The organism is uncultured Paracoccus sp. (genome assembly GCF_945915435.1).
Classification (GTDB): Bacteria; Pseudomonadota; Alphaproteobacteria; order Rhodobacterales; family Rhodobacteraceae; genus Paracoccus.
The window spans coordinates 134,812-160,525 of the sequence record NZ_CAMEFG010000001.1 but is presented as its reverse complement, the minus strand read 5'-3'; the positions used below and the strand labels follow the sequence as shown (position 1 = coordinate 160,525).

Here is a 25,714-nt window from a genome sequence, read left to right as displayed (position 1 = left end):
GGCTTTTCTCCGGCCTGGGGAAAAGGGGGCCGCGCTGGCCCCCTTCGCCGTTTTCCTCAGCGCCGCCCGCGCGAATAGCGGCGGTCGTCGTCATCGTCATCACGGCGGTGATCCCAACCCCGGCGCGAGGCTTCGGAATGCCCCTCGGGGTCGCCGAACCAGCCGCCCTGGCCACGGTCGCGCGAATATCCGCGATCATCGTCGTCGTCATAGCGGCGCGACGAATAGCGGCGGTCGTCGTCATGGCGCGAAGAACGCCCGCGCGAGGAATAACGGTCATCGTCATCGTCGCGGCGGTGATCCCAGCCCCGGCGGGCAGCCTCGGCATGGCCGCGCGGGTCGCCGAACCAGCCGCCCTGGCCGCGACCGCGCGAATACCCGCGGTCATCGTCGTCGTCGTAGCGGCGCGACGAATAGCGGCGGTCGTCATCATAGCCCGAGGACCGCCCGCGCGACCCATAACGGTCGTCGTCCCTGTCGCTGGTGAAGCGCCCGCGGCTGTCGCGTTCGCGGTCGTCGTCGTAGCGGCGCGAGCGCCCGCCCCCGCCGCGATGATCGTCATCGCTGACAAAACGTCCGTATTCGTCGCGTTCAGGCATGCTTGAATGTCTCGGCATCATGTCCTCCTGATTTGCCGTGAGATGCCGCATGTGCGGCCGGTTTTCGCCCCCCTGGTCCGGGGGCGAACTCGTGCAGGCACGGATGCGCCTGCCAAGGGCGTCGGGATCCACCCCGGCCGCCCTGGCCTTGGCAAGAAGCCCGTCGCGCGGCTTCTCCTCGCGTTCGATGATGTTCTGGATCAGCCTGGACGCGACGCGCAGCCCGGCCAGTTCCAGCGGCCCGTCCAGATCCCGCGGCACCCGGTGCAGCAGGAAGGAAACCAGGTCCGTCTCGACGGCGATGTCGTTCAGCAGGGGGAATTCCTGCAAGCCGGCCTCGACCGCCGCATCGTATAGCGCGCCATGCGCATCGGCGTGGCTGGCCCATGCCTGCGACAGGCGCGCCGGCAGGTCGCCCGCTTTTTCGGCGTCGCCGATCCCGGCACATTCGCCCAGAAGCGCGCGCAATGCCTTGTGATGCGCGCCCAGTTGCGCGAAACCCCCGCCTTGCCCGTTCTCGCCCTGCACGTTCTCGTCGGGCCGTTCGTTCGCGGTCCCTTTGCCGGATGGCTCTGTGTCACGCGCCATGAGGTCGCCTCCATGTTGTGGGCCTGCTGAACCGGCGTGCCGGGGAAATGTTCCTGAAAAAAAATGCCGCGCGGTTGGCGGTTCGCGGACGGGCGCATGCCGCGCGACGTGGCGTAATGCTGCCACGGTGCGAAAATCGCTTGAATGTGACCCGGATTTTGGCCTTTGACCTGCGACAATCGCAAAATATTGTCGTGGCAGAGGGTCCGTCCCCGGCCTCTATCGTCTAGAACAGGCGGTAATCGCAAGAACTGGAGTATCTCATGGCCAATGACAACGGCCCCGCAGTCGACCCCGAACTGGACAAGGCGCTGACCGCCCTGCTCGAACAGGCCGAGAACGAGCCGGTCTCGCCCCGCCTGCGCGAACTGGCGAAGCGGCTGGAGGCTGCGCTGGAAGATGCCCGCCAGCGGCGCGACCGGGACTGAGGTCCGCGCTTCAGCCGGTTTCCGCCTGCCTGTCCCCTTGCCGCCGCCTTTTTACGGAACCATCCCCCGGCCACGGCATTGGGTTGCCGGTATCACTTCGAAAGTGAGAAGGTATTCATGTCGGATGACGTCCTGAAACACATTCCGGCCTTGCGAGCCTATGCCCGCGCGCTTTGCAAGACCGTCCCCGATGCCGAGGACCTTGTGCAGGAAACGCTGCTGCGTGCGATAGAAAACGCCCATAGATATCAGCCAGGCACCAATATGCGCGCCTGGCTTTTTACCATCATGCGCAACCGCTTCTTCACCAACTGCCACAAGGCTGCGCGCGAGCGGACGGGGGCGGGGGACTGCGCCTCGACCCTGCCGCAGGTCAAGCCCGGACAGGAATGGTATATGCGCACGCAGGAACTGAACGCCGTCCTGCGCCAGATGCCGCCGCATTACCGCGAGGCGATCATCCTGGTCGGCGCCCTGGGCGAAAGCTATATCGAGGCGGCGCGCCTGCTCGATTGCGATATCGGCACGATCAAGAGCCGGGTGAACCGCGCGCGCGGCATGCTGCGCAAGGCGCTGGAGCCGGCGCTATAGCGAAAGGCCCCGGCGGACCGGGGCCTTCGCATGTCAGGCGGCCGCAGTGGCTGCCGGGTTGGTGTCCTGCTCGGCGATCTCGGTCAGCAGGTCGTCGGTGGCCGATTCCTCGTCCAGCGTCTGGTCGAGCAATTCCGCGGCCTCTTTCATCCCCAGTTGGACCGCCCATTCGCGCAGGGTGCCGTAGCGGGCGATCTCGTAATGCTCGACCGCCTGCGCGGTGGCGACCAGCCCGGCGTCCAGCGCGGGGGCGCCCTTGAAGGACTGCATGATCTCTTCGCCCTCTTCGATGATGCCGTCGATGGCGGGGCAGGTCTTGCCGCGCGCGGATTTGCCGATCAGTTCAAAGACCTGTTGCAGGCGCTGGACATGCGTTTCCGTTTCCTCGTGGTGCTTTTCAAAGGCGTCGCGCAGGCGCTGCGACTGCGCCCCGCGCGCCATCTTGCGCAGCGCCTTCAGAATCTGGCGCTCGGCATAATAGATGTCCTTGAGGGTGTCGTGGAACAGATCGTCGAGTGTCTTGTGGGGCATCGGTATCTCCTCTTTGTCTCGAAGGCCCAAGGGGCGGTTTCGTGGGGTTGTGAACCGGCGCGGCGGGGAAATGTTCCCGGCACCGGGAACAAAGCCGCTGCTCGCGCGGTTTCGGCCCCAGCAGATGCAGGAGAATCACCATGCCCCGTCCCGTCCCGATGATGCGCGCCTGGCTGCTGGCCGGGGCGCTGGCCGCCGTCCTGTCGGGCGCCGTGCTGGCGCTTTGGTCGGTGGCGCGCGGCCAGGTGGCCTGGCTGCCTTTCAATGCGACCTCGCACGGGTTACACGGCCCTGCTGCGGCGGACACGAATGCGCTGGACCTTGCCCATACCGGGCTCGGGCTGGCGATCCATGTCGGCGCGGGTTTTTTCTGGGCGGCGGTCGCGGTCTTGCTGCTGCGCCGGTCGCGGCGGGATCGCGCGGGCCTTGCCTGGGCCGCGGGGCTGGGAACCGCCGCGCTGGCGGGCGTCGTCGATTACGGCCTGCTTCCCGCCCGCCTCACGCCGGGGTGGGAGCTGGTTCTGCCGCCCGTCGCGGTTTTCTGCGGCCTGCTGGCGCTTGGCGTGGGCATCGCGCTTGGCCTTGCCGCCGCCCGCGAGGGGAATGTGCCGCAGGCCGTTCCCGCGCCCACCGCTGCCGACCCTGCCGTTCCTGTGCCCGAACCCGAGGGTTCGACGGACAGGCTGCGCCATCCTGCGCCCGGCGTTCTCGACCAGCGCCAGCAACGCATCGACCCGGCGCAAGAGGTGACCGACGATCCCAACCGGCACGACCCGACCGCCCGCGATCCGGCCCCCTCGCGCAAGTCGCCCTGAGCGGCGGCGCCCGGTCCCCGGCCTGCTAAAAAGACAGCTTTCCAAAGCGCGCGCACGAACCTAGCCTGACCGTGTTGTGTCATCAGGTCCCGTGTAACGAGGAAGCGGCAAATGTTCCGCCTTGCGCTCTTTCTTTCCCTTTTTGTTTCAGCCTGCGCGGCGGATCCGAATCCTTGCGCACAGGGCTGCATCAGCGCATTCGTGGAATACGAAGAGGATTTCGTTCTTTCCGTGAACCGGCTCGTCCGCTAGCGGGGTGCGGCGTAGACGGCAGCCCAGTAGCGCGTCTTGCCATCTGCCCCCATCGCATGGCCGATGCCGAAATGGCGGACCGGAGAGATCAGGATATTGGCCTGGTGTCCGGGCGAATTGTTCCACTCGGCAAGGACCCTTTCGATATCGAAAGGCCCTGCGGCGATGTTCTCGGCCGTCACCCTGGGGGCATAGCCCTGCGCTTTCACCCGCTGTGCCGGGCCGCTGGTGCGGCTGCCCGCGTGGGTCATGCGCCCGCGTTCCGCCATGTCGCAGGCGTGCTGCGCCGCCGCGACCGAGAGTTCGCGCCGCGCGGTGACCGGCGGCAGGTTCGACCTTGCCCTCAGCGCATTGGTTGCCCGGACCCCTGCGGCGACCTGGGCCGCCGTGGTGGGCGAACAGCTTGCCGGGCCTGCGGCAGAGGCCTGGATGTCAAGGCCCGACCCCGACGTGCCGGAACCCGTTGGGGCGCAGGCCGAGATCGCCATGCAGGCAAGAAGGGGCAGGATGCAGGTCTTTGGATGGATCATCGGGTCCGGTTCGGCTGGAAAACAACCTTAAGATTAAGGAACGGAACGATGAGTTCAACCCCGGACCTTGCCCGGACATGGATCGGCGGCATGAAAGGGCCGATGGAGGGCCGGCGAAGGCGTCACTCGACAAGGCTGATGCGCCGGCGGATCGCCTGATCCCTTAGCGAGACCTCATCCCCCAGGAACCCGTCCCCGTCCGGCCCGGCCAGCCACAGCAGGGCACGCGCGGGCCATTCGGGCGGGATATGCGCGGACCAGTCCAACCGGCTGACGGGATTGACCCCGCTTTTGCGGATCCTGTCCTGCATGTCCGTCGCCACGGTTCCCGGCGACAGGGTGATCGCGCGGATGCCGTCGGCGCGGGCCTCGTGATCCAGCGCGCGGGTCAGCATATGGGCGCCCGCCTTGCTTGCGCAATATGCGCTCCATCCTTCCAGCGGCGCATGGGCCGCGCCCGACCCGACGGTCAGGACCGTTCCGCCGCCCTGTGCCCGCATCACCGGCAGCGCGGCGCGCATCCCGTGAAAGACGCCCTTGAGGTTGACGTCGATCGTTTGCCCCCATGCATCGGGATCGGCTGCGCCAAGCCCGGCGATGGGTCCGATCAGGCCCGCGTTGTTCACCAGCACGTCCAGCCGCCCCGCGTGGTCGTGCAGCGCCGCGACCGCGCGTTCCATATCCGCGAAGCGGGCGACGTCCCCGGCAAGGGCGATGCCGCCGATTTCATCGGCAAGTTCGCGAACCGCCGCCTTGTCGCGGGCCATCACGCCCACCAGTGCGCCCGCCTGGGCAAAGATCCGCGCGGTGGCGGCGCCGATGCCGCGGCTTGCGCCCGTGACAAGAACGACCTGACCTTGAAGGCTGATCATCATCCCCTCCTTGCGATGAACACGGGGCCGAGCCTAATGGCGGATGCCGCGGGCCGCCAGCGGATTTGGGCGTGACCGGGGCGGCCTGCCGGGCGGTCGCGCGGCATCTGCCGGTCGCAGCCGCAATCTGCTAGAACTGGACCGAGGGCGGTAAAAGGGGGGCATGCGGCGAATGAAAAAGCGGACGATACAGGGCACCAGCCTTGTCGTGACCGTCGTGATCGCGACCATCGCGCTGATCTGGATCGTGCTGCCCTTTTACGGCGGCGTGCTTTGGGCGGTCATCTTCGCGATCCTGTTCAGCCCGCTGCACGACCGGCTGGAACGCTTGCTTGGCGGGCGGCGCAACCTGGCCGCTTTGCTCAGCGTGCTGGCCTGCATCTTCATCGTCGTCATTCCCGCCACCTTGATCCTGGGCGCGCTGGCCCGGCAGGCGACGGGCGTCTATCAAAGCATCAGTTCGCAAGAGCCGGACCTGGCCACCGTCATGGAGCAGTTCCGCAGCGCCATGCCGTCCTTTGTCCTGGACGCGCTGAGCGCCATGAACCTGGGCAGTTTCCAGGAAATCCAGGACCGGCTGATGTCCTTCGTCGGCCAGGCGGCGCAATTCATCGCCTCGCGCGCGATGGTGATCGGGCAGGGGGCCGCGCAGTTCTCGATCGGGCTTGGCGTCATGCTCTATGTGCTGTTCTTCCTGTTTCGCGACGGCAAGGGGCTGGTCGGATCCATCGGCGCCGCCAGCCCGCTGAGCGCGCCGCACACCCGGCACATCATGCAGAAATTCGTCGATGTGGTGAAGGCCACCGTCACCGGCAACGTCATCATCGCGACCATTCAGGGCACCATCGGCGGCGTGACCTTCTGGCTGGTGGGCGTCGAGGCCGCGCTTTTATGCGGCGTCATCATGGGCGTGCTGTCGCTCTTGCCCGCCGTGGGGGCCTTTCTGGTCTGGCTGCCTTTCGCCGTCTACTTCCTGATTACCGGCGACTGGCTGAAGGGGGCGGTCATCATGGGGGTGGGGGTCCTGGTCATCAGCACCATCGACAACCTTCTGCGCCCGCCGCTGGTGGGCAGGCGCAGCAGCCTGCCCGATTACGTCGTGCTTGTCTCGACCCTTGGCGGGATTTCGCAGATCGGGATGAACGGCTTCGTCGTCGGTCCCCTTGTCGCGGCGCTGTTCATCGCGGTCTGGAGCCTGTTTCGGGACGAAGGGTAGAATTGTTTCAATTTAATGATTGCTTTTTTTCGCAATCGTAATATCTAATCCATGAACGCACCGCCCCCGTGATTGGAGAGACAGATGCCCCAGAAACCCGAAGTCACCGGCTTTTTCGATCCGCGCACATGGTCGGTGCAATATGTGGCCGCCGATCCGGCGACGAAGGAATGCGCGATCATCGACCCGGTGCTGGATTACGACGAGAAATCGGGCCAGACCGGCACGATGAATGCCGACCGCATCCTGGAATTCGTTGCATTGAAGGGCTACCGGGTGGCGTGGATCCTGGACACGCATCCCCATGCCGACCATTTCTCGGCCGCGCATTACCTGAAGGGCAAGACCGGCGCCCCCACCGCCATCGGCGAAAAGGTGGTCGAGGTGCAAAAGCTGTGGAAAGGTTTCTACAACTGGCCCGATTTCCCGGCGGACGGGTCACAATGGGACCGGCTTTTCGCGCATGGCGATACGTTCAAGGTGGGCGATCTCGACGCAAGCGTGATGTTCTCGCCGGGTCATACGCTGGCCTCGATCACCTATGTCATTGGCGATGCGGCTTTCGTCCACGACACGATCTTCATGCCCGACAGCGGCACCGCCCGCGCCGATTTTCCCGGCGGCAGCGCCAAGGTGCTTTGGGCCTCGATCCAGGATATCCTGGCGCTGCCCGACGCCACGCGCCTTTTCACCGGCCACGACTATCAGCCGGACGGGCGTGAACCCCTGTGGGAATCGACCGTGGGCCAGCAGAAGGCGCGGAACATCCACCTGTCCACCTGCCGGACCGAGGCGGAATTCACCGCCCTGCGCGAGGCGCGCGACCGCACCCTGCCCATGCCCAAGCTGATCCTGCACGCCTTGCAGGTCAACATTCGCGGCGGCCGCCTGCCCGAGCCCGAGGGAAACGGCACCCGCTATCTGAAGATCCCGCTGGACACCCTGACCGGCGCGCCGTGGGAGTAAGCCATGATCGAGAAACTCTCCTGCGAGGCCGCCAACCTGAAGGCCAATGTCGAGGAAGCCTCGGCCTTTCTCAAGAAACTGTCCAATCCCGACCGGCTGCTGATCGCCTGCGCCCTGGTCGATGGCGAGCGTTCGGTCCGCGAGTTGGAGGATCTGCTGGGCATCCGCCAGCCGGGCCTGTCGCAGCAGCTTGCCGAACTGCGCGAGGCCGGGCTGGTCACGGGGCGCAAGCAGGGCAAGCAGGTCTTCTACAGCCTGGCCGACCCGCGCATCGCGCGCTTCATCGCCACCATGCATGCGCTGTTCTGCGCACCACGTTGTAACGAGGGCTGACCTATGACGGAATTCACGCCCATCGCGTCGCTGATCGGCGGCGCGCTGATCGGGCTGGCGGCGGTATTGCTGATGCTGATGCAGGGCCGCATCGCCGGGATCAGCGGCATCGCCAGCCGCCTGCTGCCGCCCTGGCGCGGCGGCATCGCCGGGCCTTTGGGCTTCGTGCTGGGCCTTGCGGCGGCGCCCTTCGCCGTGATGCTGGCAACCGGCGCGCCGGTGCGGCAGGCGGTGTCGTCGAACCTGGCCCTGATGGTCGCGGCGGGGCTGCTGGTCGGCTTCGGCTCGGTCTGGGGCAATGGCTGCACGTCCGGGCATGGCGTCTGCGGGATTGCGCGGCTGTCGCGGCGCTCGCTGGTGGCGACGGCGGTCTTCATGGCGGCGGGCATCGCCACCGTCTTTCTTGTCCGCCATGTCTGGGGGTAAACCATGACCTTCCTGATCAACCTCGCCATCGGGCTGCTGCTGGGGACCGGGCTGGTCGTCTCGGGGATGAGCGATCCGGCCAAAGTGCTGAACTTTCTGGATATCGCTGGAACATGGGATCCCTCGCTGGCTTTCGTCATGGGCGGCGCGGTGATCGTTGCCTTCCTGGGCTTTCGCCTCGTGCTGGGGCGTCCCGCCCCGGTTTTCAGCGATGCGTTCCAGTTGCCCCAACGCAAGGATATCGACGCGCGGCTGGTCCTGGGCGCGGCGCTGTTCGGCATCGGCTGGGGGCTGGGCGGGCTTTGTCCCGGACCGGCGCTGGCCACGGTCGGGCTGGGCGCGCCGGGCGTGCTGGCCTTCGTGCCCTCGATGCTTGCCGGCATGTGGGTGGCGCGTCGGCTGGCTGACGGCCAGGGCGACCGATGAGCCGCCACCTGCCCATTCTCGACTGGGCACGGGCCTATGACCGCGGCACCCTGACCAGCGACCTGCTGGCGGCGGTCATCGTCACGATCATGCTGATCCCGCAATCGCTGGCCTATGCCATGCTGGCGGGCCTGCCGCCCGAGGTCGGGCTTTACGCCTCGATCCTGCCGCTGCTGGCCTATGCGGCCTTCGGCACCAGCCGCAGCCTTGCCGTCGGCCCGGTCGCGGTGGTGTCGCTGATGACCGCCTCGGCGGTCGGAGAGTTCGCCGCGCAGGGAACGGCGGATTACCTGGTCGCCGCCGCGGCTCTGGCGCTGATCTCGGGCGGGATGCTGGTGCTGATGGGGCTGTTCCGGCTGGGATTTCTGGCCAATTTCCTCAGCCATCCGGTGATCTCGGGCTTCATCACCGCCTCGGGGCTGCTGATCGCGGCCAGCCAGTTGCGCCATGTGCTGGGCCTGCCCGGCGGCGGCAATACCCTGCCCCAGATACTGCGCAGCCTGACCGCCCATGCAAGCGCCGTCCAGCCCGCCGCGCTGGCCATCGGCGCGGGCACCATCGGGTTTCTGTATTTCGCGCGCACGAGGCTGCGGGGCATCCTGATAGGGTTCGGGCTGCCCCCGCGCCCCGCCGACATGCTGACCAAGGCCGCCCCGATCCTCAGCGTCGCCGTCACCATCGGGCTGGCCATTACCCTCGATCTTGGCGCGCGGGGGCTGGCGCTGGTGGGCCAGGTGCCCCCCGGCCTGCCCCCCATCGGCCTGCCCGCGATCACCATCGAGCGGGTCATGACCCTTGCCGGCCCGGCCTTCCTGATCGGCATCATCGGCTTTGTCGAATCGGTCTCGGTCGCGCAGACGCTGGCCGCGCGGCGGCGCCAGCGCATCCACCCGGATCAGGAACTGATCGGCCTCGGCGCCGCCAATATCGCGGCGGGCCTGTCGGCGGGCTATCCCGTCACTGGCGGCTTCGCGCGCTCGGTGGTCAATTACGACGCCGGGGCCGAGACGCCTGCCGCGGGCATCTTCACCGCCATCGGCATCGCCCTGGCGACCCTGTTCCTGACGCCGCTGTTTGCCAGCCTGCCGCAGGCGACGCTGGCCGCGATCATCATCGTGGCGGTGCTGTCGCTGGTGGATTTCCGGGCGATCCGGCGCATCCACGCCTATTCCCGGCCAGACTTTGCCGCCATGTGCGCGACCATCTGCGTCACCTTGCTGTGGGGGGTCGAGCCGGGCGTCGTCGCCGGCGTCCTGCTATCGCTGGCGCTGCATCTTCATCGCACCAGCCGCCCGCATATGGCCGTGGTGGGGCAGGTGCCGGGCTGCGAGCATTTCCGCAATGTCGAGCGGCACGATGTCCTGACCGACCCCGAAATCCTGTCGCTGCGCATCGACGAAAGCCTGTATTTCGCCAATAGCCGCCATCTGGAAAACCGCATCTCGGCGCTGGTCGCGGAACGGCCCGCGCTCAAGCATGTCGTGCTGATGTGCTCGGCGGTCAACAGCATCGACGCCAGCGCGCTGGAAAGCCTGGAAGAGATCAACCACCGCCTGAAAGAGGCCGGCATCGCCTTCCACCTGTCCGAGGTCAAGGGCCCGGTCATGGACCGCCTGCGCCGCACCGAGTTTCTGGACACGCTGACGGGACAGGTCTTTCTCAGCCAGTTCGACGCTTTCCAGACCTTGAAACCGACTCCCTTTCCGGCGTGATTTGTCCTGGGCGGTTGCGTCCGGACCTTGTTCAGGTTGCGTGCTTTCGGGCGATGTCGATGAAGTTCATCAGCGCGCGGGCGCGGTTGTTGCGTTTCCAGACAAGAACGCTGACACTGTGAAGGCCCGGGTGAAGGATCGGCCGTGCCTCGACATTATGTCCAAGAAAACCGATCAGGCTTTCAGGATAGATCGTGATTCCCAATCCGGCGGCAACCAGCCCGATCAGCGCCAGCGTGCTGCTGGCTTCCAGCGCCGGTTCAAGCGAGATGCCAAGCTGGCCAAACTGATCCTCCAGCCGGAAGCGGTATTCGCCCCACTCTGCCATATTGCCCAGGATCAGCGGCTCATTCGCAAGGTCGGCCGGTTCGACTGCGGGCTGACGCAGCAGGTGGTGCTGCCGCGACATGACTGCATAAAGCCGATCCGAGGCCAGCGTCACGCTGTGGCATTCGCGGCTGTCGTAAGGGCCGATCATGAAGCCCACGTCGATCTCGTCGTTGACGATGGCGATCTTCTGCATCTGGGTGCGCATGTAGCGCAACTCGAGTGCGATACCGGGATAGCTGTCGCGAAACCGCGCAACCGCTTTCGGCATCAGTTCGGTTGCGGCAAAGGCCATGTAGCCAATGCGGACCCGCCCGACCTGGCCCTGTGCGACCCGCCGCGCCTCGTCGATCGAACGCGAGCAGTCCAGCAGAACCCGCGATATGTTGCGATGGAAGTCCTGTCCGGCGGGGGTTAGCGCGACTTCGCGCGTGGTGCGCTCGAACAGCGCGTAGCCAAGCGCGGTTTCCAGTTTCTGGATGCGGCGGCTCAGCGCGGACTGGTCCAGCGCCAGCCGGTCGGCGGCGCGGCGGAAGTTGAGTTCCTGTGCGACGGTGACGAAGGAACGCAGAAGCGCGGTATCGGGAAGCTGGTGCATGGGACCACATGGGGCAGTGATTGATGCCGAGCGTGCATTGATAATTGCCGAACTGTCAATTCCGCTTTGGTCTGCCCGGCGGCATTGTCGGGAATATGGCGGGACAGGATACCGCCCCCAACCTTGGCCGGACCCAGAGGAAAGACGAATGAGCAATATCGATAACCAGGAACTCGACCGGATGCTGCAAGCCGCATTCGACGCCTCGACCAGATTGTATCAAGAGCGCGGATTCCAGCGTCGCGTGGGTTTTGGCAAGCGCCCTGCGCTGATCAGCGTCGATCTGGCCAATGCCTGGACCCGCCCCGGCAATCCCTTCACCTGCGATCAGGAGAAGATGGATAATGAGATCATTCCCGGAATGCAGCGCCTTCTGACCGCCTTCCGCGCCCGTAACCTGCCCGTCGTCCATGTGACCACCGCATATGAGATCACCGACCGCAAGGCGGCCTTCACCGATATGGGCCTGTGGCATGACAAGATCCCGGTCGATGTGGTCGATCTGGCAGACAAGAAGTTGTGGGCCATCGACAGCCGTATCGCGCCGGTCAAGGGCGAGTATACGCTGCTGAAGAAGCGCGCCTCGTCCTTCCACGGCACCGAGCTTGCGGGCATCCTGAGGGCGAACGGGGTGGATACGATCCTCGTGACCGGGGTAACCGCCTGCGCCTGCGTGCGCCAGACGATTTGCGACGGTATCGCGGACGGCTTCCGTCCCATCGCGGTGCGCGAATGCATCGGTGACCGGGTGCCGGGTGCCGTGGCTTGGAACCTTTTCGACATCGATGCCAAATTCGGCGATGTCAAATCGGTCGATGAATGTGTCGCTTATATCGACGGCCTGACCGCCGGGCAGATCGCGGCGGAATGAACCGGCTGTCCGCATATGCGTCCGGGAACGGGTTGCATGCAATCCGTTCCTTGCTATGCGCGCCCGTCGGTGAACCGGCGCAACGACCTCAGAAAGGTGTCCAGCAACCCCGAGCGGTTGCTGCGGTCCCAGACCGCGGTGATCGGCAGCTTTACCGGCAGGTCGGTCAGCGGACGCACTTCGATTCCGTTGCGCGGCAGATTGCCGACACAACTGGAATAGACCGTGATCCCGACCCCTGCGGCGACCAGGCCAAAGATACCGTCGCTGTTGGTTGCCTCAAGCGCGATATCGGGGAAGAAGCCGCGCGCGCGGCACTCGGCGAACAGTTCCTTGCGGAAGATGACCCAACTGTCGCCAGTCCCGAAGACGAATTTCTCATCCCGAAGCTGGGCCAGCGTCAGGGATGGCCGGGCCGCCAGCGGATGACCGGCAGGCACGAGGGCGACATATTCGTTCCGGTCGAAGGTCAGGCTTCTGGTCGCCTTGTGTCTGAATTCGCCATAGAGAAAGCCGATGTCGATGGTCTGTTGCAGGATCGCGACATGCTGATGCACCGTCGGCATGAATATCAGATCGACCCGGATATCCGGGTGGGCGGCATTGAAGACGCGCAAGAAATCCGGCAGCAGCCCGTTGATCGCGAAATCGGTATAGGCCACCCGCAACTCTCCCCGGATGCCGCGCGCGGCATTGCGCGTGCGGGCCACGGCATGGTCGATCTGCCCGATGATCTTTTCGGCTTCGGTCAGCAGCACCTCGCCCGCCGCCGTCAGTTCGACCCGCCGGGTGGTGCGGATCAGAAGCGCCGTGCCGACAGCCGCTTCCAGTTGCTGCATCGTCTTGCTCAGTGCGGGTTGAGCGACGCCCAGACGGTCGGCCGCGCGACCATAGTGCAGCTCTTCGCCCAGTGTCGCGAAAGCGCGCAGATGCCGAAGATCAAAGCCCATTCCCGCACCAATATTCATAACTGTAAGGAATTTATAAAGCACTGATTGATATTTTACAAACGAAGTTTTCTGCTTCATCGTCTAACCCCAAGGTGCCGGAAAGACGCACCGGGTCATCATCGCCATGCTTCAGGGAGCTATGAAAATGCCAAATGAATACAAGACGCAAACCGTCCTGTCCCGCCGCCGTATGATGCAGGCTCTGCTGGCCGGAGCAGCGGTTCCCGCGTTTTTGCCTGCTCGTGCCCATGCCCAGGATCAGGCGGTTGTCGTGTCCAACTGGGGCGGCGACTGGAATGAGCGCACGATGCGCTATGTCGAAAGGCCCTTGCTGGAAGATCGGGGGTTCCGCATCACCCGCGACCTTGCGATGGAACCCGAACGCAAGGCGAAGCTGCTGGGTGAAAAGCGGATTCGCCGCGCCTCGGCCGATGTGATCCATCTCAACAGTTCGGATGCCTTCGAGATGCGCCAGCAAGAGGTCGTTGATGATCTGGATCTGTCGCGCATTCCGAATTATGCCGATGTCGTCGAGGAATTGCGCACGCCCTATTTCGTCCCCTGGCTGTATAGCGGGGTCGTCATCATCTACAACAAGGACAAGGTGGCCGAGCCGCCGAAGTCCTATGCCGAACTGTGGGACCCGAAATGGGCGGGCCGCATCGGGCTGACAAACCAGCTTTATTTCAACTACATGCTGATGGCCGGTGTGGTCGCCAAGGGCGGCATGACGGATGCCGACGACGGCAAGCCCCTGCTGGAAAGGCTGGCCGCCGAAAGCCGGCCTCGTCTTTACGCCGCGCATCAGCAGCTTCAGGCCGGGCTGGCGAATGGCGAGGTGGACATTGCCGTCAACTACAAGGCGCGCGGGCTGCAATGGGCGCATGACGGGCAGTCGTTGGGAATGCAGTTCCCCGAGGAAGGCGCGATCGCCGTGACCTTCGGGGCCTGCCTGACCACCTACGGCCAGAACAAGGATGCGGGCTACGACTATCTGGATGCGATGCTGGATCCGACCGCGATGGCGGGGCTGGCCGAAGCCAGCTTCTATGCGCCCGCCAACACCAAGGCCACGCTGACGGACGAATTGCGCGGGCTGATCGACTTCACAGCCGATGAACGCGCGAAGATGCGTTTTCTGGACTATGCCTATGTCGCCCGGAATTCGGCGGCATGGCTTGAATGGTGGAACAAGTCCTTCGCCATCTGATTGCTGAAGGAGAGCCTCATGAGCATGTCGGATAATGTCGCGCCTCTGGCCCGGCCCTGCGCACCCGACCCGCGGCCTCGGCGGCGGATCGGCAGACCCGTCCTGACCGCCCCCGCCCTGCTGGTCGTCACCATCGGGTTGCTGACGCCGCTGGCGCTGATGCTGCGCAACAGTTTCAACCGTTTCGACCCCACCGAGCTGATGATCAGCGCCTTCACGGCCGAGAATTACGTCAAGTTCTTCACCGATGCCTTCTATCAGGAGGTGCTGCTGCGCACCCTTGGCATCTCGGCGCTGTCCACGGCCATCTGCCTGAGCGCGGGCGTGCCGGTCGCCTATTTCCTGGCGCGGCACGTCTCGGCCCTGGCCAAGCGGATATTGCTTATCGTGATTCTCGTGCCGCTGCTGATCGGAAATGCGGTCAGGACATCGGCCTGGATGCTGATCCTGAACGACAGGGGGGTGCTGGCCTCGGTTCTGGGATATTTCGGATATGAGGGGCAACTGGGCATCATGTATAGCGCAACCGCAGTGACCATCGGTCTGGTTTCGGTCCTGTTGCCCTTCATGATCATCACGCTCAACAGCGTGTTCGAAGCCATCGACGCCAATCTGGAGGAGGCGGGCAGCAGCCTCGGGGCCGGACATCTGACGGTGATGCGCCGGATCGTCCTGCCGCTGGCCTTGCCGGGCATTCTGGCGGGCACGGTGCTGTGCTTCATCCTGTCGATGAACGCCTATGCCACCCCCGTCCTGCTGGGCGGCCCGACCTTCCACATGATGGCGCCGACCGTCTATCAGCAGGTCGCCAAGGCGATGAACTGGCCCTTCGGTTCAGCGCTGGCCTTCATTCTGATGAGCGTGACCCTGATCCTGACCGTGGGGGTCTCGGCCCTTGTCCAGCGGAAATACCGCAGATGGAGCGAGTGATGAACATACAGGCCAGACATATCCGTCAGGGCTATGCCGTGATCAGCCTTCTGGTGATCGGCTTCGTCGTCCTGCCGCTGATCTTCATCGTGTGGATGAGCTTCTTTTCCAACCGCATCCTGTCGATGCCGCCCGAGGGCTATACGCTCGACTGGTATCGCCGCGCGTGGGAGATGGCGGATTTCCGCAACGGCTTCTTCCTCAGCCTTCAGACCAGCCTGATCGCCACCGTCGTCGCGCTGGTGCTGGGCCTGCCCGCCAGCCTGGCGCTGGCGCGCGGCGCATTCCCCGGACGCGACACGATCAACACCATCCTGATGTCGCCCATGATCGTGCCGGGGATCGTCGGGGGAAGCTCGCTGTTCATCTTCTTTCTGGAAGTCGAGTTCCTGACCGGCTGGCGCATCGCAGGGTCCAGCATCGGCCTGATCGTCGCGCACAGCCTGATCGCGCTTCCCTGGATGATCCGGCTGGTGACGACTTCGCTGATCGGCATGAACCCCTCGGTCGAGGAAGCAGCGCGCAGCCTTGGCGCGGGATCGCTGACGGTTTTCCGGCGGATCACCCTGCCGGTCATCAAGCCCGGCGTGATCGCGGGATCGCTTTTCGCCTTCGTCAATTCGTTCATCGACCTGGAAAAATCGCTGTTTCTGGTCGGGCCGGACCGGACGACGCTGCAAATCGCGCTGATCAACTATCTGGAATGGAATTTCGATTCGACCATCGGCGCGGTCGCCACGGTCCAGATCGCCCTCATCACCGTGCTGCTGCTGATCACGGATCGCTACGCCAAGCTCAGCCGCGCATTCTGAAAGGAAAAATCATGTCCGAAGTCATACTTCAGGATGTCGCCAAGCATTACGGCGATTTCGTCGCGGTCGAGAACATGTCGCTGCGCATCGCCGACGGCGAGCTGGTCGCGCTGCTAGGCCCCTCGGGCTGTGGCAAGACGACGACGCTGCGCATGATCGCCGGATTTGTCGATGCGACCAATGGCCGGATCTCGGTCGGGGGGCGCGATGTGACCGGCTTGCCGCCCAGCCGTCGCAACATGGGCATCGTCTTTCAGAACTATGCGCTGTTTCCGCATATGACCGTGGCGGAAAATGTCGCGTTCGGGTTGGAGATGCGCAAGGTTTCAAAGGTCGATGCCGTGAAGCGGGTGGACGAGGCACTGGCAAGGGTGCGTCTGGACCAATATGGCGACCGCCTGCCCAAGCAGCTTTCGGGGGGCCAGCAGCAGCGTGTCGCATTGGCCCGTGCGTTGGTGATCGAGCCAGAGGTGCTTTTGCTTGATGAGCCGCTCTCGAATCTGGATGCGGCGCTACGTCACCAGATGAAGATCGAGATCCGGCAGTTGCAGCAATCGCTTGGTCTGACGACGGTTTTCGTTACCCATGATCAGGACGAGGCGATGAGCACCGCCGACCGCATGGTGCTGATGTATAAGGGAAAGGTTGAACAGGTCGGCCCTCCTGCCGAGGTGTTCGGTCGTCCGCGCAGCGCCTTTGCAGCAGGGTTTCTGGGTATTCCGAACCTGCTTGCCGGGCAGGTGACTGCCGAGGGTTTCGTGCTGGAATCCGGGATGCGACTTGCCCTGTCCGGGCAGGGCGGGCTGGCTGGGCGCTGCTTTCTGGCCTTGCGTCCCGAAGAGATCGCGCTGGCGACCGATCCTCTGCCCCCGGACAGCAACGCCTTGCCGGGGAAGGTGCTGATCATGACCTATCACGGCTCTTCTGTCGAATATCAGATCGCGACCGAAGCCGGGCCGGTGCTGAGCGCAAGGGTGCGCGCGCCGGGTCTGGGCGGTCAGCCGGTCCTGCCGGGCGGCACCTCGGTCTGGGTGCATTGGCCCGCCACCGCGGGCGTGCTGGTGAACGAACACTGAATGAAATGGAGATCACCATGAACGAAATGAACCCCGGATCGCACGCCGCGACCTTGCATGACCGGCTGACCGTGATCGACGGGCTGATCGTGTCCGATTTTGGTCCCGATATCTTCCGCGAGATGCGCAAGGGCGGCATCACCGCTGCAAACTGCACCTGTTGCATCTGGGAAAACTTTACCGAAACCATGCGCAATATCGTGCAGTGGAAGGCATGGTTTCGCGATCACTCCGACCTGATTCTTCAGGTCAGGACCACCGCCGACATCCGTCGCGCCAAGGCCGAGGGAAAGACCGGCATCATTCTGGGGTGGCAGAATGTCACCGGGGCCGAGGATCAGCTTGGTTATCTGGAACTGTTCAAGGAATTGGGCGTGGGCATTATCCAGATGGCCTACAACACCCAGAACTTCGTCGCGACGGGTTGCTATGAAAGCCGCGATCCGGGGTTGTCGGATTACGGGCACGAATTCGTTGCCGAAATGAACCGGCTTGGCATCCTTTGCGATCTCTCGCATGTCGGGCCGAACAGCAGTCGCGATACGATCCTGATATCGAAACAGCCCGTCGCCTATTCGCATTGCCTGCCATCCGGATTGAAGGCCCATCCCCGCAACAAGACCGACGAAGAACTGCGCTTCATCATCGATCACGGCGGTTTCGTAGGCGTTACCATGTTCACGCCCTTCCTTGCGCGCGGAACCGATGCGACGGTCGATGATTACGTCGAGGCGATCGAATATGTCATCAACCTGTGCGGCGAAGATCGCGTCGGCTACGGCACGGATTTCACCGAAGGGCACGATCAGGCATTCTATGAATGGATCATGCATGACAAGGGCTATGCCCGCCGCCTGACAAAATTCGGCCCAATCAAAAACCCGGCAGGGATGGACAGCATTGCGAAAACCGGGGCGCTGACTGCCGCGATGGAGCGGCGCGGTTGGCCTGAAGCGCGAATAGAAAAGGTGATGGGTGAAAACTGGATCACCCTGCTGCGCGAGGTCTGGGGGGCGTAAGAGGACCTGCTACCTATCGCACGTGTTGCAAGCTGCGATAAACATCCGTCTTGGATATAGGCGATAAAATGTTCCTTTGCCCCATGATGATGAGTCATGGGGTAAAGGATAAAGGATTGTCAAAGGAACTGTTCGGCTGTCTGGTGATCTGGTTCAATCCTACCTCGGAATGACTTGGTCAAGCTGGACGGTCCGAATCCACGAACTGCCGCCTGCGGATCAGGAATTTCCCGTTGTGCGGCGGATCATTTGTCCGACATCGGACGCGTCCGGTTTTGCGAGGGGTTATTGCATATCGTCCAGAACGGTGCGCTGGATCGAGGCGTCCAGCGCCTCGTATTCGAAATAGCCGATCAGATCGTAAAGTTCGGCACGCGACTGCATCTCGTCCAGTTTTCCGGCAGCAGTGCCGGTGTCGCGCAATTCGCGATAGAAACCTTCGGTGGCCTTCGCCGCGATGCGCAGGCTGGACACTGGCCAGATCGCCATCGCATAACCCATCTGCTCGAATTCGGCGGATGAGGTCTGGGGCGTGCGCCCGAATTCGGTCATGTTCGCCAGAAGCGGCGCGTCGATGGCGGCGGCGAAAGCGCGGAACTGCTCTTCGCCGATCAACGCTTCGGGGAAGATCGCATCGGCCCCGGCCTCGACATACAGCTTCGCACGGTGAATGGCCGCCTCGATGCCTTCGGATGCGGCGGCGTCGGTGCGCGCCACGATGCGCAGGTCGCGCCGCGCGCGCGAGGCGGCGGCGATCTTCTCGGCCATTTCCTCGGGCGTGACCAGTTGCTTGCCGTTCAGATGCCCGCATTTCTTCGGCAGGATCTGATCTTCCAACTGGACCGCCGCGACGCCGGCATCCTCAAGCTCGCGCACGAGACGCATGGTGTTGAGCGCTTCGCCGAAGCCGGTATCGCCATCGACCAGCAGCGGCAAACGGGTGACGCGGACGATGGCGCGGGCGCGCGATACCAGTTCGTCCATGGTGATCAGCCCCAGATCGGGCAGGCCTAGGGACGCGGTCAGCGCCGCGCCGGACAGATAGAGCGCCTCGAACCCCGCCTTGCGCGCCATCAGCCCGCCGATCGGGTCGTAGGCCCCGGCGATCGACAGGAACCGCCCCTCGCGCCAGTGGCCGGCCATGCGCGCGCCCAAGTCGCGCGGCAGGGGCTGTTCCAGCCAGGTTTTACGGGTGTCGTTTTGGGTCATTTCATTCTCCGGTAGGTAAGGCGTGTTCGTCGGCGGATGGGGCCGGGACGCGAACCCGGCCCTCCATCAGGCGGCGTTGGGTGCGCAGGATCGTGGCGCTGGCGATCGCCGGAATGCCGTCGGGGCCGGGGGCGGTCTCGGCCTCGACCGTGATGATTCCGCTTGGTGAACCGATACGGAACCCCGCGCCGGCGCGGCGCGCCCCCGCCAGCGCATGAGGCAGGCTTCCCGGCGTCGCCAAGGCGGCGGCGACGGCCAGCGATCCGGTGATCGGCAGCGCCCGATGCGGCTGCCCGGCCGAGATCATCCGCACGAGGATGTCATGCTCCCCGGCCTCGATCAGGCTTCCGTCCAGCGCGCGATAAGGGGCCGGGGCGCCCACCAGCGCGATCTTCGGGACGGCGGCGATGCCGCGCGCGGCGGCGGTATCGGGGGCGATGCCCATGGCCGCCGATCCCGCGCAGCGCAGGTCTTCGAGCAGGGCGAGGATATCCTCGCGCGTGTCGAGTTCTGCGGGCATGATCCCGGGCGCGAGGCCGAGATCGGCGGCGGCGACGAAGACCGCGGGAACGGCGGCATCGACCAGCGTGGCGGCGATCCTCCCGTCCGGGCCATGCGGCAACATGCTCAGGACCGCGCCCGCCGGGAAAAGACCGCGCCCCCTTGTTCCCGCGGGATCGAGGAAGGTCAGCCGCACTGGCGCGCCGGTTCCCGAGACGCCGGGTATCGCCAGGCCGCCCTCCACCTCGGCCTCGCCGTCGCGCATGGCAAAGCGCGCATGGATGATCTTGCCCGAGTTGGTGTTGTGGATGCGCACCAGCGCCTCGCCGTCGCGGGGCGCGGGCACAAGGCCCTCATCCACGGCGAAAGGACCGACCGCCGAACTCATGTTGCCGCAGTTTCCCGCGAAATCGACCTGCCCGGTCTTCACCACCACCTGCGCGAACGTATAGTCGATATCCGCATCCGCCCGGCTCGACGGGCCGATCACGCAGACCTTGCTGAGCGAGGACACCCCGCCCCCCATCCCGTCGAGCTGGCGCGCGGAAGGATCGGGACTGCCCAGCATCCGCGCGAACAGGCCCGGCCATTCCGCACGGTTCCGCGGAAGGTCCGCTTCCTTCAGCATGACCGCCTTCGACGTGCCGCCGCGCATGAAAACCGCCGGTATCCGCAACTGGGTCATGGCTTCCCTTCTCCCTCGATCTGACTTTCCAGCGACGCCCGGCTGGCCCGGATATGACGGCGCATCAGGATTCCCGCCAGTTCGGCATCCCCCTCGATCACCGCCTCGGCGATGCGTTCGTGTTCGAGAAGGGCGATGCGCCCGCGCCCTTCGACCTTGCGGTGCTGACGTCGCAGCAGCACCAGCTGCAAGCCCAACCCCTCGGCCAGCGTGTGCCGCAGCACCGGATTGCCGCAGAGCCGCGCGAGCAGGTCGTGAAAATCGGCATCGCCGCCGCCTTGAAGATAGGCCCCGGCGGGATGGGCCGCCACCGCGCGCGCATGGCCGCTCAGCGTCGCCCGCAGCTCCTCGCGCCCCGCCTCGTCGATACGCAGCGCCGCCAGCCGCGCCGCTTCGGCTTCCAGCGCCTCGCGCACCTCGTAAAGCGCGCGGGCATCGGATGCGGAAAGCTCGCGGACCTTGGCGCCGACATAGGGCGTGAACGTCACGAGGCCCTGTTCGGCCAGCCGCCGCAGCGCCTCGCGCACGGGACCGCGGCTGACGTCGAGACGTTCGGCGATCGCGATCTCGGCCAGATGCTCGCCCGGCGCCAGATCGCCGGAAAGAATCTCTTTCTGAAGCTGCGCCAAAGCCGTGGTGCCGGAGGGGGTTTGTGCCTTTATTGTAAACAATTTTTAGAACCCCTCTCTTTGGGCAGCGCCGTTATCTTAGTATATACCCAATAAAACTTGCGTTGACAACAGATCATATGTGACCTAGGCAATGCTAAAGCAGGTATATTGTAAACATTCTTGCTGAATCTTTGGGAGAGGAGGCTACCAAGATGACATCACGGAAAACCGCGCGCGGACTGGCCGCGGCGCTGAGCGCGCTCACGCTGGGGCTGGCTTCCGGCCCTGTCGCCGCGCAGGACGACAACTGGCCGGACCGGCAGATCACTTTCGTCGTCGCCCTTGGTCCGGGCGGTTCGGCCGACCGGGTCGCAAGGCTTGTCGGACAGCGTATGCAGGCCGAACTGGGCGTGCCGATCCAGGTGATCAATCAGGAAGGCGGCGGCGGCCATGTCGGCAACACCTACTTCCTCAACATGCCCAAGGACGGCTCCTATTTCCTCGCCTCGTCGATCCATCCCTATATCAGCAGCGCCATCCTCGAACTGGGGGCGGATTACACGCTGGACGATTTCGCCTTCGTGAACGGGCAATGGACCGATGTCGATCTGTTCGCGATGAACGCCGACCTGCCCTATGAGACGCTGGACGAGTTCATGGAGGCCGTCGCCTCGGGCGAGCGCCGTTTCCGGGTCAGCGTGGTGCCCGGCTCGACCGGCCATATCAACACGGTCCTGATGCTTGAAGCCTATGGGCTGGACGAAAACGCCGTCAGCATCGTGACCTATCAGTCCGGCAGCGCCGCCCGCACGGCGGTCGCGGGCGGGCAGGTCGATCTGTCCGTTCTGGGCGCGGACGGCAGCCTGTCGATCGCCGAGTTCATACGCCCGCTGGCCGTGGCCTCGGACGAACGCCTCGACGACTGGGACGCCCCCACGCTGAGCGAAATCCTCGCGGATCGCGATGCCGAGGTGCGCCCGCTCGTCGGTTCGATGCGCGGGCTGGCCGCCCATGCCGAGTTCCGCGACAACCACCCCGAACGGTTCGAGCGTTTCGTCGCCGCCTATGAAACGGCGTTGCAGGACGAGGAATTCGTCGCAAGCCTTCAGGCGCAGGGCATCGGCACCGAATGGCTCGGCCCCGAGCGCACGACCGAGATCATCGAAGCGAATTTCGAGATCCTGCAACGCTTCCAGGACTGAACGACACCGCCCCGCCGGCGGGCAAGGCCCCGCCGGTGCGCTTTCCAACCAGCCCGTGACCGGCCCGCCATCCGGCCGTGCCCGGCTGCCCTGCAAGGATCGGCCATGACCCGGCGCATATCCTCGACCCATCTGTTCTTCCTGACGCTCGTCGTCGCCGCCTCTCTGTTCCTGATATGGAGTTCGGCAGGCGCCTCCCCCACCACCTACAACCTGATCGTCGTCGTGCCCGCGGGCGTGATCGTGATCCTTCTGACGCTGTGGATTCTTATCGGCGAATGGCGGGCCATGAGTGCGGGCGCGGTCAGGAAGCGGACGAACCTGTCCGAAACCTTCGGCGATATCCTTCTGCTCGCCCTGTTCGCCGGGCTTTGCCTCGGGCTGACGGGCGTGGGCTTCGATGTCGCGACCTTCCTCTTCATCTGGATCGGGGTCCATCTGTGCGGAGAAAGGCGTCTCTGGGCGCCGCCGCTGTTCGCCGCGGCCTGCACATTCCTGATGGTGAAGTTCTTCGGCTCGCTCTTCCCTTTCCCGATGCCCCTGCTGGTGCTTTGACATGATTGACCTGAACGCATTCTCCGCAGCCCTGACGATCCTGTTTTCCGATTTCGGCCCCTGGATCTGGGTCGTGCCGGGCCTGATCATCGGTCTGGTCTTCGGCGCGATTCCGGGGTTGCAGATCTCGATGTCGATGGCGATCTTCCTGCCTTTCACCTTCGGCATGGATTTTCTTCAGGCCATGCTTTTCCTGACGGCGATCTTCACCGGCGGGGCCTATGGCGGCGGCGTGACCTCGATCCTGATGAACATTCCCGGCTCGTCGGCCAGCGTCGCCACCACCTTCGACGGCTATCCCATGGCGCAGAAGGGGCTGCATAACGAAGCCCTCGGGATCGGGCTCGCGGCCTCGGTCGTGGGCTGTCTCATCGGCTATCTCTTCCTGCTGCTGCTGATCCAGCCGCTTGCCACCTTCGTGCTGAGACTGGGACCGATGGAGATGGCGGTCATCGTTCTGTGGGGCCTGACGCTGATCGCCACGCTCAACGACGGCAGCGCGGCGAAGGGGCTTCTCGCAGGGGTCTTCGGCCTTCTGCTGAGCCAGGTCGGCATGTCCTCGACCGGAGTGATGCGCACCACCGTGGGCAACCCCTATCTGATCGACGGCATTTCGGTCGTGCCGGCGATGATCGGCCTTTTCGCGGCATCCGAGCTTTTGCGGCTGCGCGGCAACAGCTATCTGGTCGAGGGCGACAAGAGCCATTCGGTCCGGCTCGGCGGCATCATGCGCGGAATCGGACAGGCGTTCCGCTATCCCGTCTCGCTCATCCGGGGCAGCATGATCGGCGCGCTGATCGGCGTCGTGCCCGGCGTGGGCGTCTCGATCGCCAATCTCGTCGCCTATAGCGAAGAAAAGCGCGCGGCCAAGGACAGTTCCGGTTTCGGCAAGGGCGATCCGCGCGGGGTGGTGGCCGCCGAATCCTCGAACTCCAGCTCCGAGGGCGGGTCGATGACCGCGCTTCTGGCGCTTGGCATTCCGGGCGGCGCGGCCACGGCGGTGCTGCTCGCCGCCTTTTCCTTCCACAATCTCGTGGGCGGCCCGGCCTTCATCCGCGATGAGCGCGACCTCGTCTATGCGATCATCCTGGGCAATATCGTTCAGGTGGCATTGCTGCTGATCCTGGGGCTTTTGCTGCTGCGGGTTCTGGGCATGGTCGTGAAGGTGCCGCTGGCCTATCTGGTGCCCACGGTCCTGGCGATGTGCGCATGGGGCGGCTACGGCATCACCGGCACGGTGGCGGGTCCGGTCACGGTCATGGTCTTTGCGGGGCTGGGCTGGCTGATGCGGCGGCACGGCTATCCGGTCGCCTGCGCGGTGATCGGGCTGCTGCTGGGGCGGATGCTCGAAGGCGAACTGGTGCGAACGCTTCAGATCTCGGGCGGCAATCCGCTTGGCTATATGGCCGAGCGGCCCATCGCGCTGGTGATGCTTGCCGTGCTGATCCTGTCGGCGGTCGTCCTGCCGGTCTGGCGGGCGCGCAAGCTGAAGAAAGCCTGACCGGCATCGCGGGATCATGGGTGTGGGCCTGACCCCGGCCAGCCTGCCGTGACGGTGCCAGGGGGCCGGTTGCCCGGCCCCCCGGTCGCAAATCCTAGAACAATAGCGACGGCAGGAAGTTGCTGATCGCCGGTATGTATGAGATCAGCATCAACGCCACGATCATCAGCATGATGGTGGGAATGGCGGCGCGGAAGATCTCGAACAGGGTCATCTTGGCGATGCCCATCGCGACGAACAGGTTCAGCCCTACCGGAGGCGTCAGCATGCCCACGGACAGGTTGACCAGCATGATGATGCCGAAATGGATCGGGTCCACGCCCACCTGCGCGGCGATGGGCTGCATCAGCGGTGCCAGGATGATGATCGCCGAGGCGCTGTCGAGGAAACAGCCCGCCACCAGCAGGATCAGGTTGAACAGCGCAATGACCACGACCGGATGATCGCTGCCCGACAGGATTGCCGAGGCCAGTTGCGCGGGCGCGCCGGTATTGGCCAGCAGCCAGGAAAACGCCGATGCCCCCGCCGTGATCAGCAGCAGCGGCCCCGCCAGCAGCCCGGTGTTGCGCAGGATCAGCAGCGTGTCGCGAAACCCGATGCTGCGATAGATCACCGCGCCGATGAACCAGCCATAAAGGCAGGCGGCGGCGGCGGATTCGGTGGGCGTGAAGACGCCGCTGTAGATCCCGCCCAGCAGCACCACTGGCAGGCCGAGTCCCCAGGCCGCGTTGCGAAACGCCGCCGCGATCGAGCCGAAGGTCGGCATCGCGTCGCGCGGATAGCCCTTGCGCGCCGAATACCAGCTTGCATAGACGATCAGCATCGAACCGATCAGCAGCGCGGGCATCAGCCCCGCCGCGAACAACCGGCCGACCGAGGTGCCGGTGACCGAGCCGTAGATGATCAGCGCGATCGAGGGCGGCACGATCGGACCCAGCGTCCCGGCGGTGGTGATCAGGCCGATGGCGAAATACTTGTCGTAGCCCGCCTTGACCATCGCCGGATACATGATCGTGCCGATGGCGATCACCGTCGCCGGGCTGGAACCCGAGATCGAGCCGAACATCAGGCAGGCCACCACCGTCGCCGCCGCCAGACCGCCCGGCAGCCAGCCGATCAGCGCCCGCGCCAGCCCGATCAGCCGGTCCGACAGCCCGCCGATCCGCATCAACTCGGCGGCGAGGATGAAGAACGGGATCGACATCAGCGAAAAGTTGTTCATCCCCGAGAACATGCGCATCGGGACCACCACCGGGTCGATGCCGGTCGTGAAATGCAGGATTCCCGTCACCGCAAGGGCAAGCGAGGCGAAAATCGGCAGGCCCAGCAACAGCAGGGCGAAGAATGCCGGAACGAGAGCGCCAATCATGTC

28 protein-coding genes are annotated in these 25,714 nt (G+C 64.8%); 18 read left to right on the top strand and 10 right to left on the bottom strand.

Annotated elements, in window-relative coordinates:
* Positions 1-56: 56 nt before the first annotated feature.
* Positions 57-1,187: a hypothetical protein gene (locus tag Q0O97_RS00830; RefSeq protein ID WP_294923389.1), complete on the bottom strand. Its 1,131-nt coding sequence runs from the start codon at positions 1,185-1,187 to the stop codon at positions 57-59.
* 263 nt (positions 1,188-1,450) lie between these two features.
* On the opposite strand from Q0O97_RS00830, the gene Q0O97_RS00825 reads away from it, so the two are divergent.
* Entirely contained in the window at positions 1,451-1,615 is a 165-nt protein-coding gene (locus Q0O97_RS00825; protein ID WP_294923386.1) for a hypothetical protein, read from the top strand.
* A gap of 117 nt (positions 1,616-1,732) precedes the next feature.
* Entirely contained in the window at positions 1,733-2,206 is a 474-nt protein-coding gene (locus tag Q0O97_RS00820) for a sigma-70 family RNA polymerase sigma factor (RefSeq protein ID WP_294923383.1), read from the top strand.
* Positions 2,207-2,239: 33 nt separating this feature from the next.
* Here Q0O97_RS00820 and Q0O97_RS00815 read toward each other — a convergent pair whose 3' ends face one another.
* Positions 2,240-2,737, bottom strand: a complete 498-nt coding sequence (locus Q0O97_RS00815; protein ID WP_294923381.1) for a ferritin-like domain-containing protein — start codon at positions 2,735-2,737, stop codon at positions 2,240-2,242.
* A gap of 140 nt (positions 2,738-2,877) precedes the next feature.
* Between Q0O97_RS00815 and Q0O97_RS00810 the strand changes: the two genes are divergently transcribed.
* Entirely contained in the window at positions 2,878-3,552 is a 675-nt protein-coding gene (locus tag Q0O97_RS00810; RefSeq protein WP_294923378.1) for a hypothetical protein, read from the top strand.
* A 248-nt stretch (positions 3,553-3,800) separates the two neighbouring features.
* Here the strand turns inward: Q0O97_RS00810 and Q0O97_RS00805 are convergent, their stop codons facing one another.
* Both Q0O97_RS00805 and Q0O97_RS00800 read right to left on the bottom strand, forming a co-directional pair.
* A complete protein-coding gene (locus tag Q0O97_RS00805) occupies positions 3,801-4,334 on the bottom strand; it encodes a CAP domain-containing protein (RefSeq protein WP_294923375.1) in 534 nt (177 codons plus the stop codon).
* 122 nt (positions 4,335-4,456) lie between these two features.
* Complete coding sequence (locus Q0O97_RS00800) at positions 4,457-5,203, bottom strand: SDR family oxidoreductase (RefSeq protein ID WP_294923450.1); 747 nt, start codon at positions 5,201-5,203, stop codon at positions 4,457-4,459.
* A 175-nt stretch (positions 5,204-5,378) separates the two neighbouring features.
* Here Q0O97_RS00800 and Q0O97_RS00795 point away from each other — a divergent pair, with 175 nt between their 5' ends.
* From Q0O97_RS00795 to sulP, 6 genes are all read left to right on the top strand, one after another.
* The gene (locus tag Q0O97_RS00795) at positions 5,379-6,422 is read left to right on the top strand and encodes an AI-2E family transporter (RefSeq protein ID WP_294923373.1); all 1,044 of its coding nucleotides are present in this window, start codon (positions 5,379-5,381) and stop codon (positions 6,420-6,422) included.
* Positions 6,423-6,506: 84 nt separating this feature from the next.
* Positions 6,507-7,388, top strand: a complete 882-nt coding sequence (locus Q0O97_RS00790; protein WP_294923369.1) for an MBL fold metallo-hydrolase — start codon at positions 6,507-6,509, stop codon at positions 7,386-7,388.
* Positions 7,389-7,391: 3 nt separating this feature from the next.
* Positions 7,392-7,721 (top strand): metalloregulator ArsR/SmtB family transcription factor, encoded by a 330-nt coding sequence (locus Q0O97_RS00785; RefSeq protein ID WP_294923367.1) that lies wholly within the window; start codon positions 7,392-7,394, stop codon positions 7,719-7,721.
* Between the two features lie 3 nt (positions 7,722-7,724).
* Entirely contained in the window at positions 7,725-8,147 is a 423-nt protein-coding gene (locus Q0O97_RS00780; RefSeq protein WP_294923364.1) for a YeeE/YedE family protein, read from the top strand.
* Between the two features lie 3 nt (positions 8,148-8,150).
* Positions 8,151-8,573: a DUF6691 family protein gene (locus Q0O97_RS00775; protein WP_294923361.1), complete on the top strand. Its 423-nt coding sequence runs from the start codon at positions 8,151-8,153 to the stop codon at positions 8,571-8,573.
* Positions 8,570-10,285 (top strand): sulfate permease, encoded by a 1,716-nt coding sequence (gene sulP / locus Q0O97_RS00770; protein ID WP_294923358.1) that lies wholly within the window; start codon positions 8,570-8,572, stop codon positions 10,283-10,285. Before Q0O97_RS00775 ends, sulP begins: the two co-directional genes overlap by 4 nt.
* Positions 10,286-10,316: 31 nt before the next feature.
* On the opposite strand, the gene Q0O97_RS00765 is transcribed toward sulP, so the two are convergent.
* Positions 10,317-11,210 (bottom strand): LysR family transcriptional regulator, encoded by an 894-nt coding sequence (locus Q0O97_RS00765; RefSeq protein ID WP_294923355.1) that lies wholly within the window; start codon positions 11,208-11,210, stop codon positions 10,317-10,319.
* 148 nt (positions 11,211-11,358) lie between these two features.
* Here Q0O97_RS00765 and Q0O97_RS00760 point away from each other — a divergent pair, with 148 nt between their 5' ends.
* Complete coding sequence (locus tag Q0O97_RS00760; RefSeq protein ID WP_294923353.1) at positions 11,359-12,081, top strand: isochorismatase family protein; 723 nt, start codon at positions 11,359-11,361, stop codon at positions 12,079-12,081.
* A gap of 53 nt (positions 12,082-12,134) precedes the next feature.
* On the opposite strand, the gene Q0O97_RS00755 is transcribed toward Q0O97_RS00760, so the two are convergent.
* Positions 12,135-13,031, bottom strand: coding sequence for a LysR substrate-binding domain-containing protein (locus Q0O97_RS00755; RefSeq protein WP_294923351.1), 897 nt, complete (start codon positions 13,029-13,031; stop codon positions 12,135-12,137).
* 139 nt (positions 13,032-13,170) lie between these two features.
* On the opposite strand from Q0O97_RS00755, the gene Q0O97_RS00750 reads away from it, so the two are divergent.
* From Q0O97_RS00750 to Q0O97_RS00730, 5 genes are read left to right on the top strand one after another with little or no spacing between them, the layout of a single operon-like run.
* Positions 13,171-14,241, top strand: coding sequence for an extracellular solute-binding protein (locus tag Q0O97_RS00750; protein WP_294923349.1), 1,071 nt, complete (start codon positions 13,171-13,173; stop codon positions 14,239-14,241).
* Between the two features lie 18 nt (positions 14,242-14,259).
* Complete coding sequence (locus Q0O97_RS00745) at positions 14,260-15,171, top strand: ABC transporter permease (RefSeq protein WP_294923346.1); 912 nt, start codon at positions 14,260-14,262, stop codon at positions 15,169-15,171.
* Positions 15,171-15,983: an ABC transporter permease gene (locus tag Q0O97_RS00740; RefSeq protein ID WP_294923343.1), complete on the top strand. Its 813-nt coding sequence runs from the start codon at positions 15,171-15,173 to the stop codon at positions 15,981-15,983. The genes Q0O97_RS00745 and Q0O97_RS00740 overlap by 1 nt, the downstream gene beginning before the upstream one ends.
* Before the next feature lie 11 nt (positions 15,984-15,994).
* Entirely contained in the window at positions 15,995-17,059 is a 1,065-nt protein-coding gene (locus Q0O97_RS00735) for an ABC transporter ATP-binding protein (protein ID WP_294923340.1), read from the top strand.
* A gap of 26 nt (positions 17,060-17,085) precedes the next feature.
* The gene (locus Q0O97_RS00730; protein WP_366125236.1) at positions 17,086-18,078 is read left to right on the top strand and encodes a dipeptidase; all 993 of its coding nucleotides are present in this window, start codon (positions 17,086-17,088) and stop codon (positions 18,076-18,078) included.
* A 285-nt stretch (positions 18,079-18,363) separates the two neighbouring features.
* Here Q0O97_RS00730 and prpB read toward each other — a convergent pair whose 3' ends face one another.
* The 3 genes from prpB to Q0O97_RS00715 are packed head-to-tail and all read right to left on the bottom strand — an operon-like array spanning position 18,364 to position 21,102.
* Positions 18,364-19,287 (bottom strand): methylisocitrate lyase, encoded by a 924-nt coding sequence (gene prpB / locus Q0O97_RS00725; protein WP_366125234.1) that lies wholly within the window; start codon positions 19,285-19,287, stop codon positions 18,364-18,366.
* Between the two features lies 1 nt (position 19,288).
* Complete coding sequence (locus Q0O97_RS00720) at positions 19,289-20,473, bottom strand: PrpF domain-containing protein (RefSeq protein ID WP_294923334.1); 1,185 nt, start codon at positions 20,471-20,473, stop codon at positions 19,289-19,291.
* A complete protein-coding gene (locus Q0O97_RS00715; RefSeq protein WP_294923332.1) occupies positions 20,470-21,102 on the bottom strand; it encodes a GntR family transcriptional regulator in 633 nt (210 codons plus the stop codon). The genes Q0O97_RS00720 and Q0O97_RS00715 overlap by 4 nt, the downstream gene beginning before the upstream one ends.
* A 194-nt stretch (positions 21,103-21,296) precedes the next feature.
* On the opposite strand from Q0O97_RS00715, the gene Q0O97_RS00710 reads away from it, so the two are divergent.
* The 3 genes from Q0O97_RS00710 (at position 21,297) to Q0O97_RS00700 (ending at position 24,342) form a co-directional block, all read left to right on the top strand.
* Positions 21,297-22,286, top strand: coding sequence for a tripartite tricarboxylate transporter substrate binding protein (locus Q0O97_RS00710; protein WP_294923329.1), 990 nt, complete (start codon positions 21,297-21,299; stop codon positions 22,284-22,286).
* Positions 22,287-22,391: 105 nt separating this feature from the next.
* Positions 22,392-22,841 (top strand): hypothetical protein, encoded by a 450-nt coding sequence (locus Q0O97_RS00705; protein ID WP_294923326.1) that lies wholly within the window; start codon positions 22,392-22,394, stop codon positions 22,839-22,841.
* 1 nt (position 22,842) lies between these two features.
* Positions 22,843-24,342, top strand: a complete 1,500-nt coding sequence (locus Q0O97_RS00700) for a tripartite tricarboxylate transporter permease (RefSeq protein WP_294923324.1) — start codon at positions 22,843-22,845, stop codon at positions 24,340-24,342.
* A gap of 94 nt (positions 24,343-24,436) precedes the next feature.
* On the opposite strand, the gene Q0O97_RS00695 is transcribed toward Q0O97_RS00700, so the two are convergent.
* A complete protein-coding gene (locus Q0O97_RS00695) occupies positions 24,437-25,711 on the bottom strand; it encodes a TRAP transporter large permease (RefSeq protein ID WP_294923321.1) in 1,275 nt (424 codons plus the stop codon).
* Positions 25,712-25,714: the final 3 nt, after the last annotated feature.

Bases quoted from the DNA above. Each gene is read 5' to 3' on its own strand.
- Q0O97_RS00830 (WP_294923389.1), bottom strand. From the start codon at position 1,187: ATGGCGCGTGACACAGAGCCATCCGGCAAAGGGACCGCGAACGAACGG.
- Q0O97_RS00825 (WP_294923386.1), top strand. From the start codon at position 1,451: ATGGCCAATGACAACGGCCCCGCAGTCGACCCCGAACTGGACAAGGCG.
- Q0O97_RS00820 (WP_294923383.1), top strand. From the start codon at position 1,733: ATGTCGGATGACGTCCTGAAACACATTCCGGCCTTGCGAGCCTATGCC.
- Q0O97_RS00815 (WP_294923381.1), bottom strand. From the start codon at position 2,737: ATGCCCCACAAGACACTCGACGATCTGTTCCACGACACCCTCAAGGAC.
- Q0O97_RS00810 (WP_294923378.1), top strand. From the start codon at position 2,878: ATGCCCCGTCCCGTCCCGATGATGCGCGCCTGGCTGCTGGCCGGGGCG.
- Q0O97_RS00805 (WP_294923375.1), bottom strand. From the start codon at position 4,334: ATGATCCATCCAAAGACCTGCATCCTGCCCCTTCTTGCCTGCATGGCG.
- Q0O97_RS00795 (WP_294923373.1), top strand. From the start codon at position 5,379: ATGAAAAAGCGGACGATACAGGGCACCAGCCTTGTCGTGACCGTCGTG.
- Q0O97_RS00790 (WP_294923369.1), top strand. From the start codon at position 6,507: ATGCCCCAGAAACCCGAAGTCACCGGCTTTTTCGATCCGCGCACATGG.
- Q0O97_RS00785 (WP_294923367.1), top strand. From the start codon at position 7,392: ATGATCGAGAAACTCTCCTGCGAGGCCGCCAACCTGAAGGCCAATGTC.
- Q0O97_RS00780 (WP_294923364.1), top strand. From the start codon at position 7,725: ATGACGGAATTCACGCCCATCGCGTCGCTGATCGGCGGCGCGCTGATC.
- Q0O97_RS00775 (WP_294923361.1), top strand. From the start codon at position 8,151: ATGACCTTCCTGATCAACCTCGCCATCGGGCTGCTGCTGGGGACCGGG.
- sulP (WP_294923358.1), top strand. From the start codon at position 8,570: ATGAGCCGCCACCTGCCCATTCTCGACTGGGCACGGGCCTATGACCGC.
- Q0O97_RS00765 (WP_294923355.1), bottom strand. From the start codon at position 11,210: ATGCACCAGCTTCCCGATACCGCGCTTCTGCGTTCCTTCGTCACCGTC.
- Q0O97_RS00760 (WP_294923353.1), top strand. From the start codon at position 11,359: ATGAGCAATATCGATAACCAGGAACTCGACCGGATGCTGCAAGCCGCA.
- Q0O97_RS00755 (WP_294923351.1), bottom strand. From the start codon at position 13,031: ATGGGCTTTGATCTTCGGCATCTGCGCGCTTTCGCGACACTGGGCGAA.
- Q0O97_RS00750 (WP_294923349.1), top strand. From the start codon at position 13,171: ATGAAAATGCCAAATGAATACAAGACGCAAACCGTCCTGTCCCGCCGC.
- Q0O97_RS00745 (WP_294923346.1), top strand. From the start codon at position 14,260: ATGAGCATGTCGGATAATGTCGCGCCTCTGGCCCGGCCCTGCGCACCC.
- Q0O97_RS00740 (WP_294923343.1), top strand. From the start codon at position 15,171: ATGAACATACAGGCCAGACATATCCGTCAGGGCTATGCCGTGATCAGC.
- Q0O97_RS00735 (WP_294923340.1), top strand. From the start codon at position 15,995: ATGTCCGAAGTCATACTTCAGGATGTCGCCAAGCATTACGGCGATTTC.
- Q0O97_RS00730 (WP_366125236.1), top strand. From the start codon at position 17,086: ATGAACCCCGGATCGCACGCCGCGACCTTGCATGACCGGCTGACCGTG.
- prpB (WP_366125234.1), bottom strand. From the start codon at position 19,287: ATGACCCAAAACGACACCCGTAAAACCTGGCTGGAACAGCCCCTGCCG.
- Q0O97_RS00720 (WP_294923334.1), bottom strand. From the start codon at position 20,473: ATGACCCAGTTGCGGATACCGGCGGTTTTCATGCGCGGCGGCACGTCG.
- Q0O97_RS00710 (WP_294923329.1), top strand. From the start codon at position 21,297: ATGACATCACGGAAAACCGCGCGCGGACTGGCCGCGGCGCTGAGCGCG.
- Q0O97_RS00705 (WP_294923326.1), top strand. From the start codon at position 22,392: ATGACCCGGCGCATATCCTCGACCCATCTGTTCTTCCTGACGCTCGTC.
- Q0O97_RS00700 (WP_294923324.1), top strand. From the start codon at position 22,843: ATGATTGACCTGAACGCATTCTCCGCAGCCCTGACGATCCTGTTTTCC.
- Q0O97_RS00695 (WP_294923321.1), bottom strand. From the start codon at position 25,711: ATGATTGGCGCTCTCGTTCCGGCATTCTTCGCCCTGCTGTTGCTGGGC.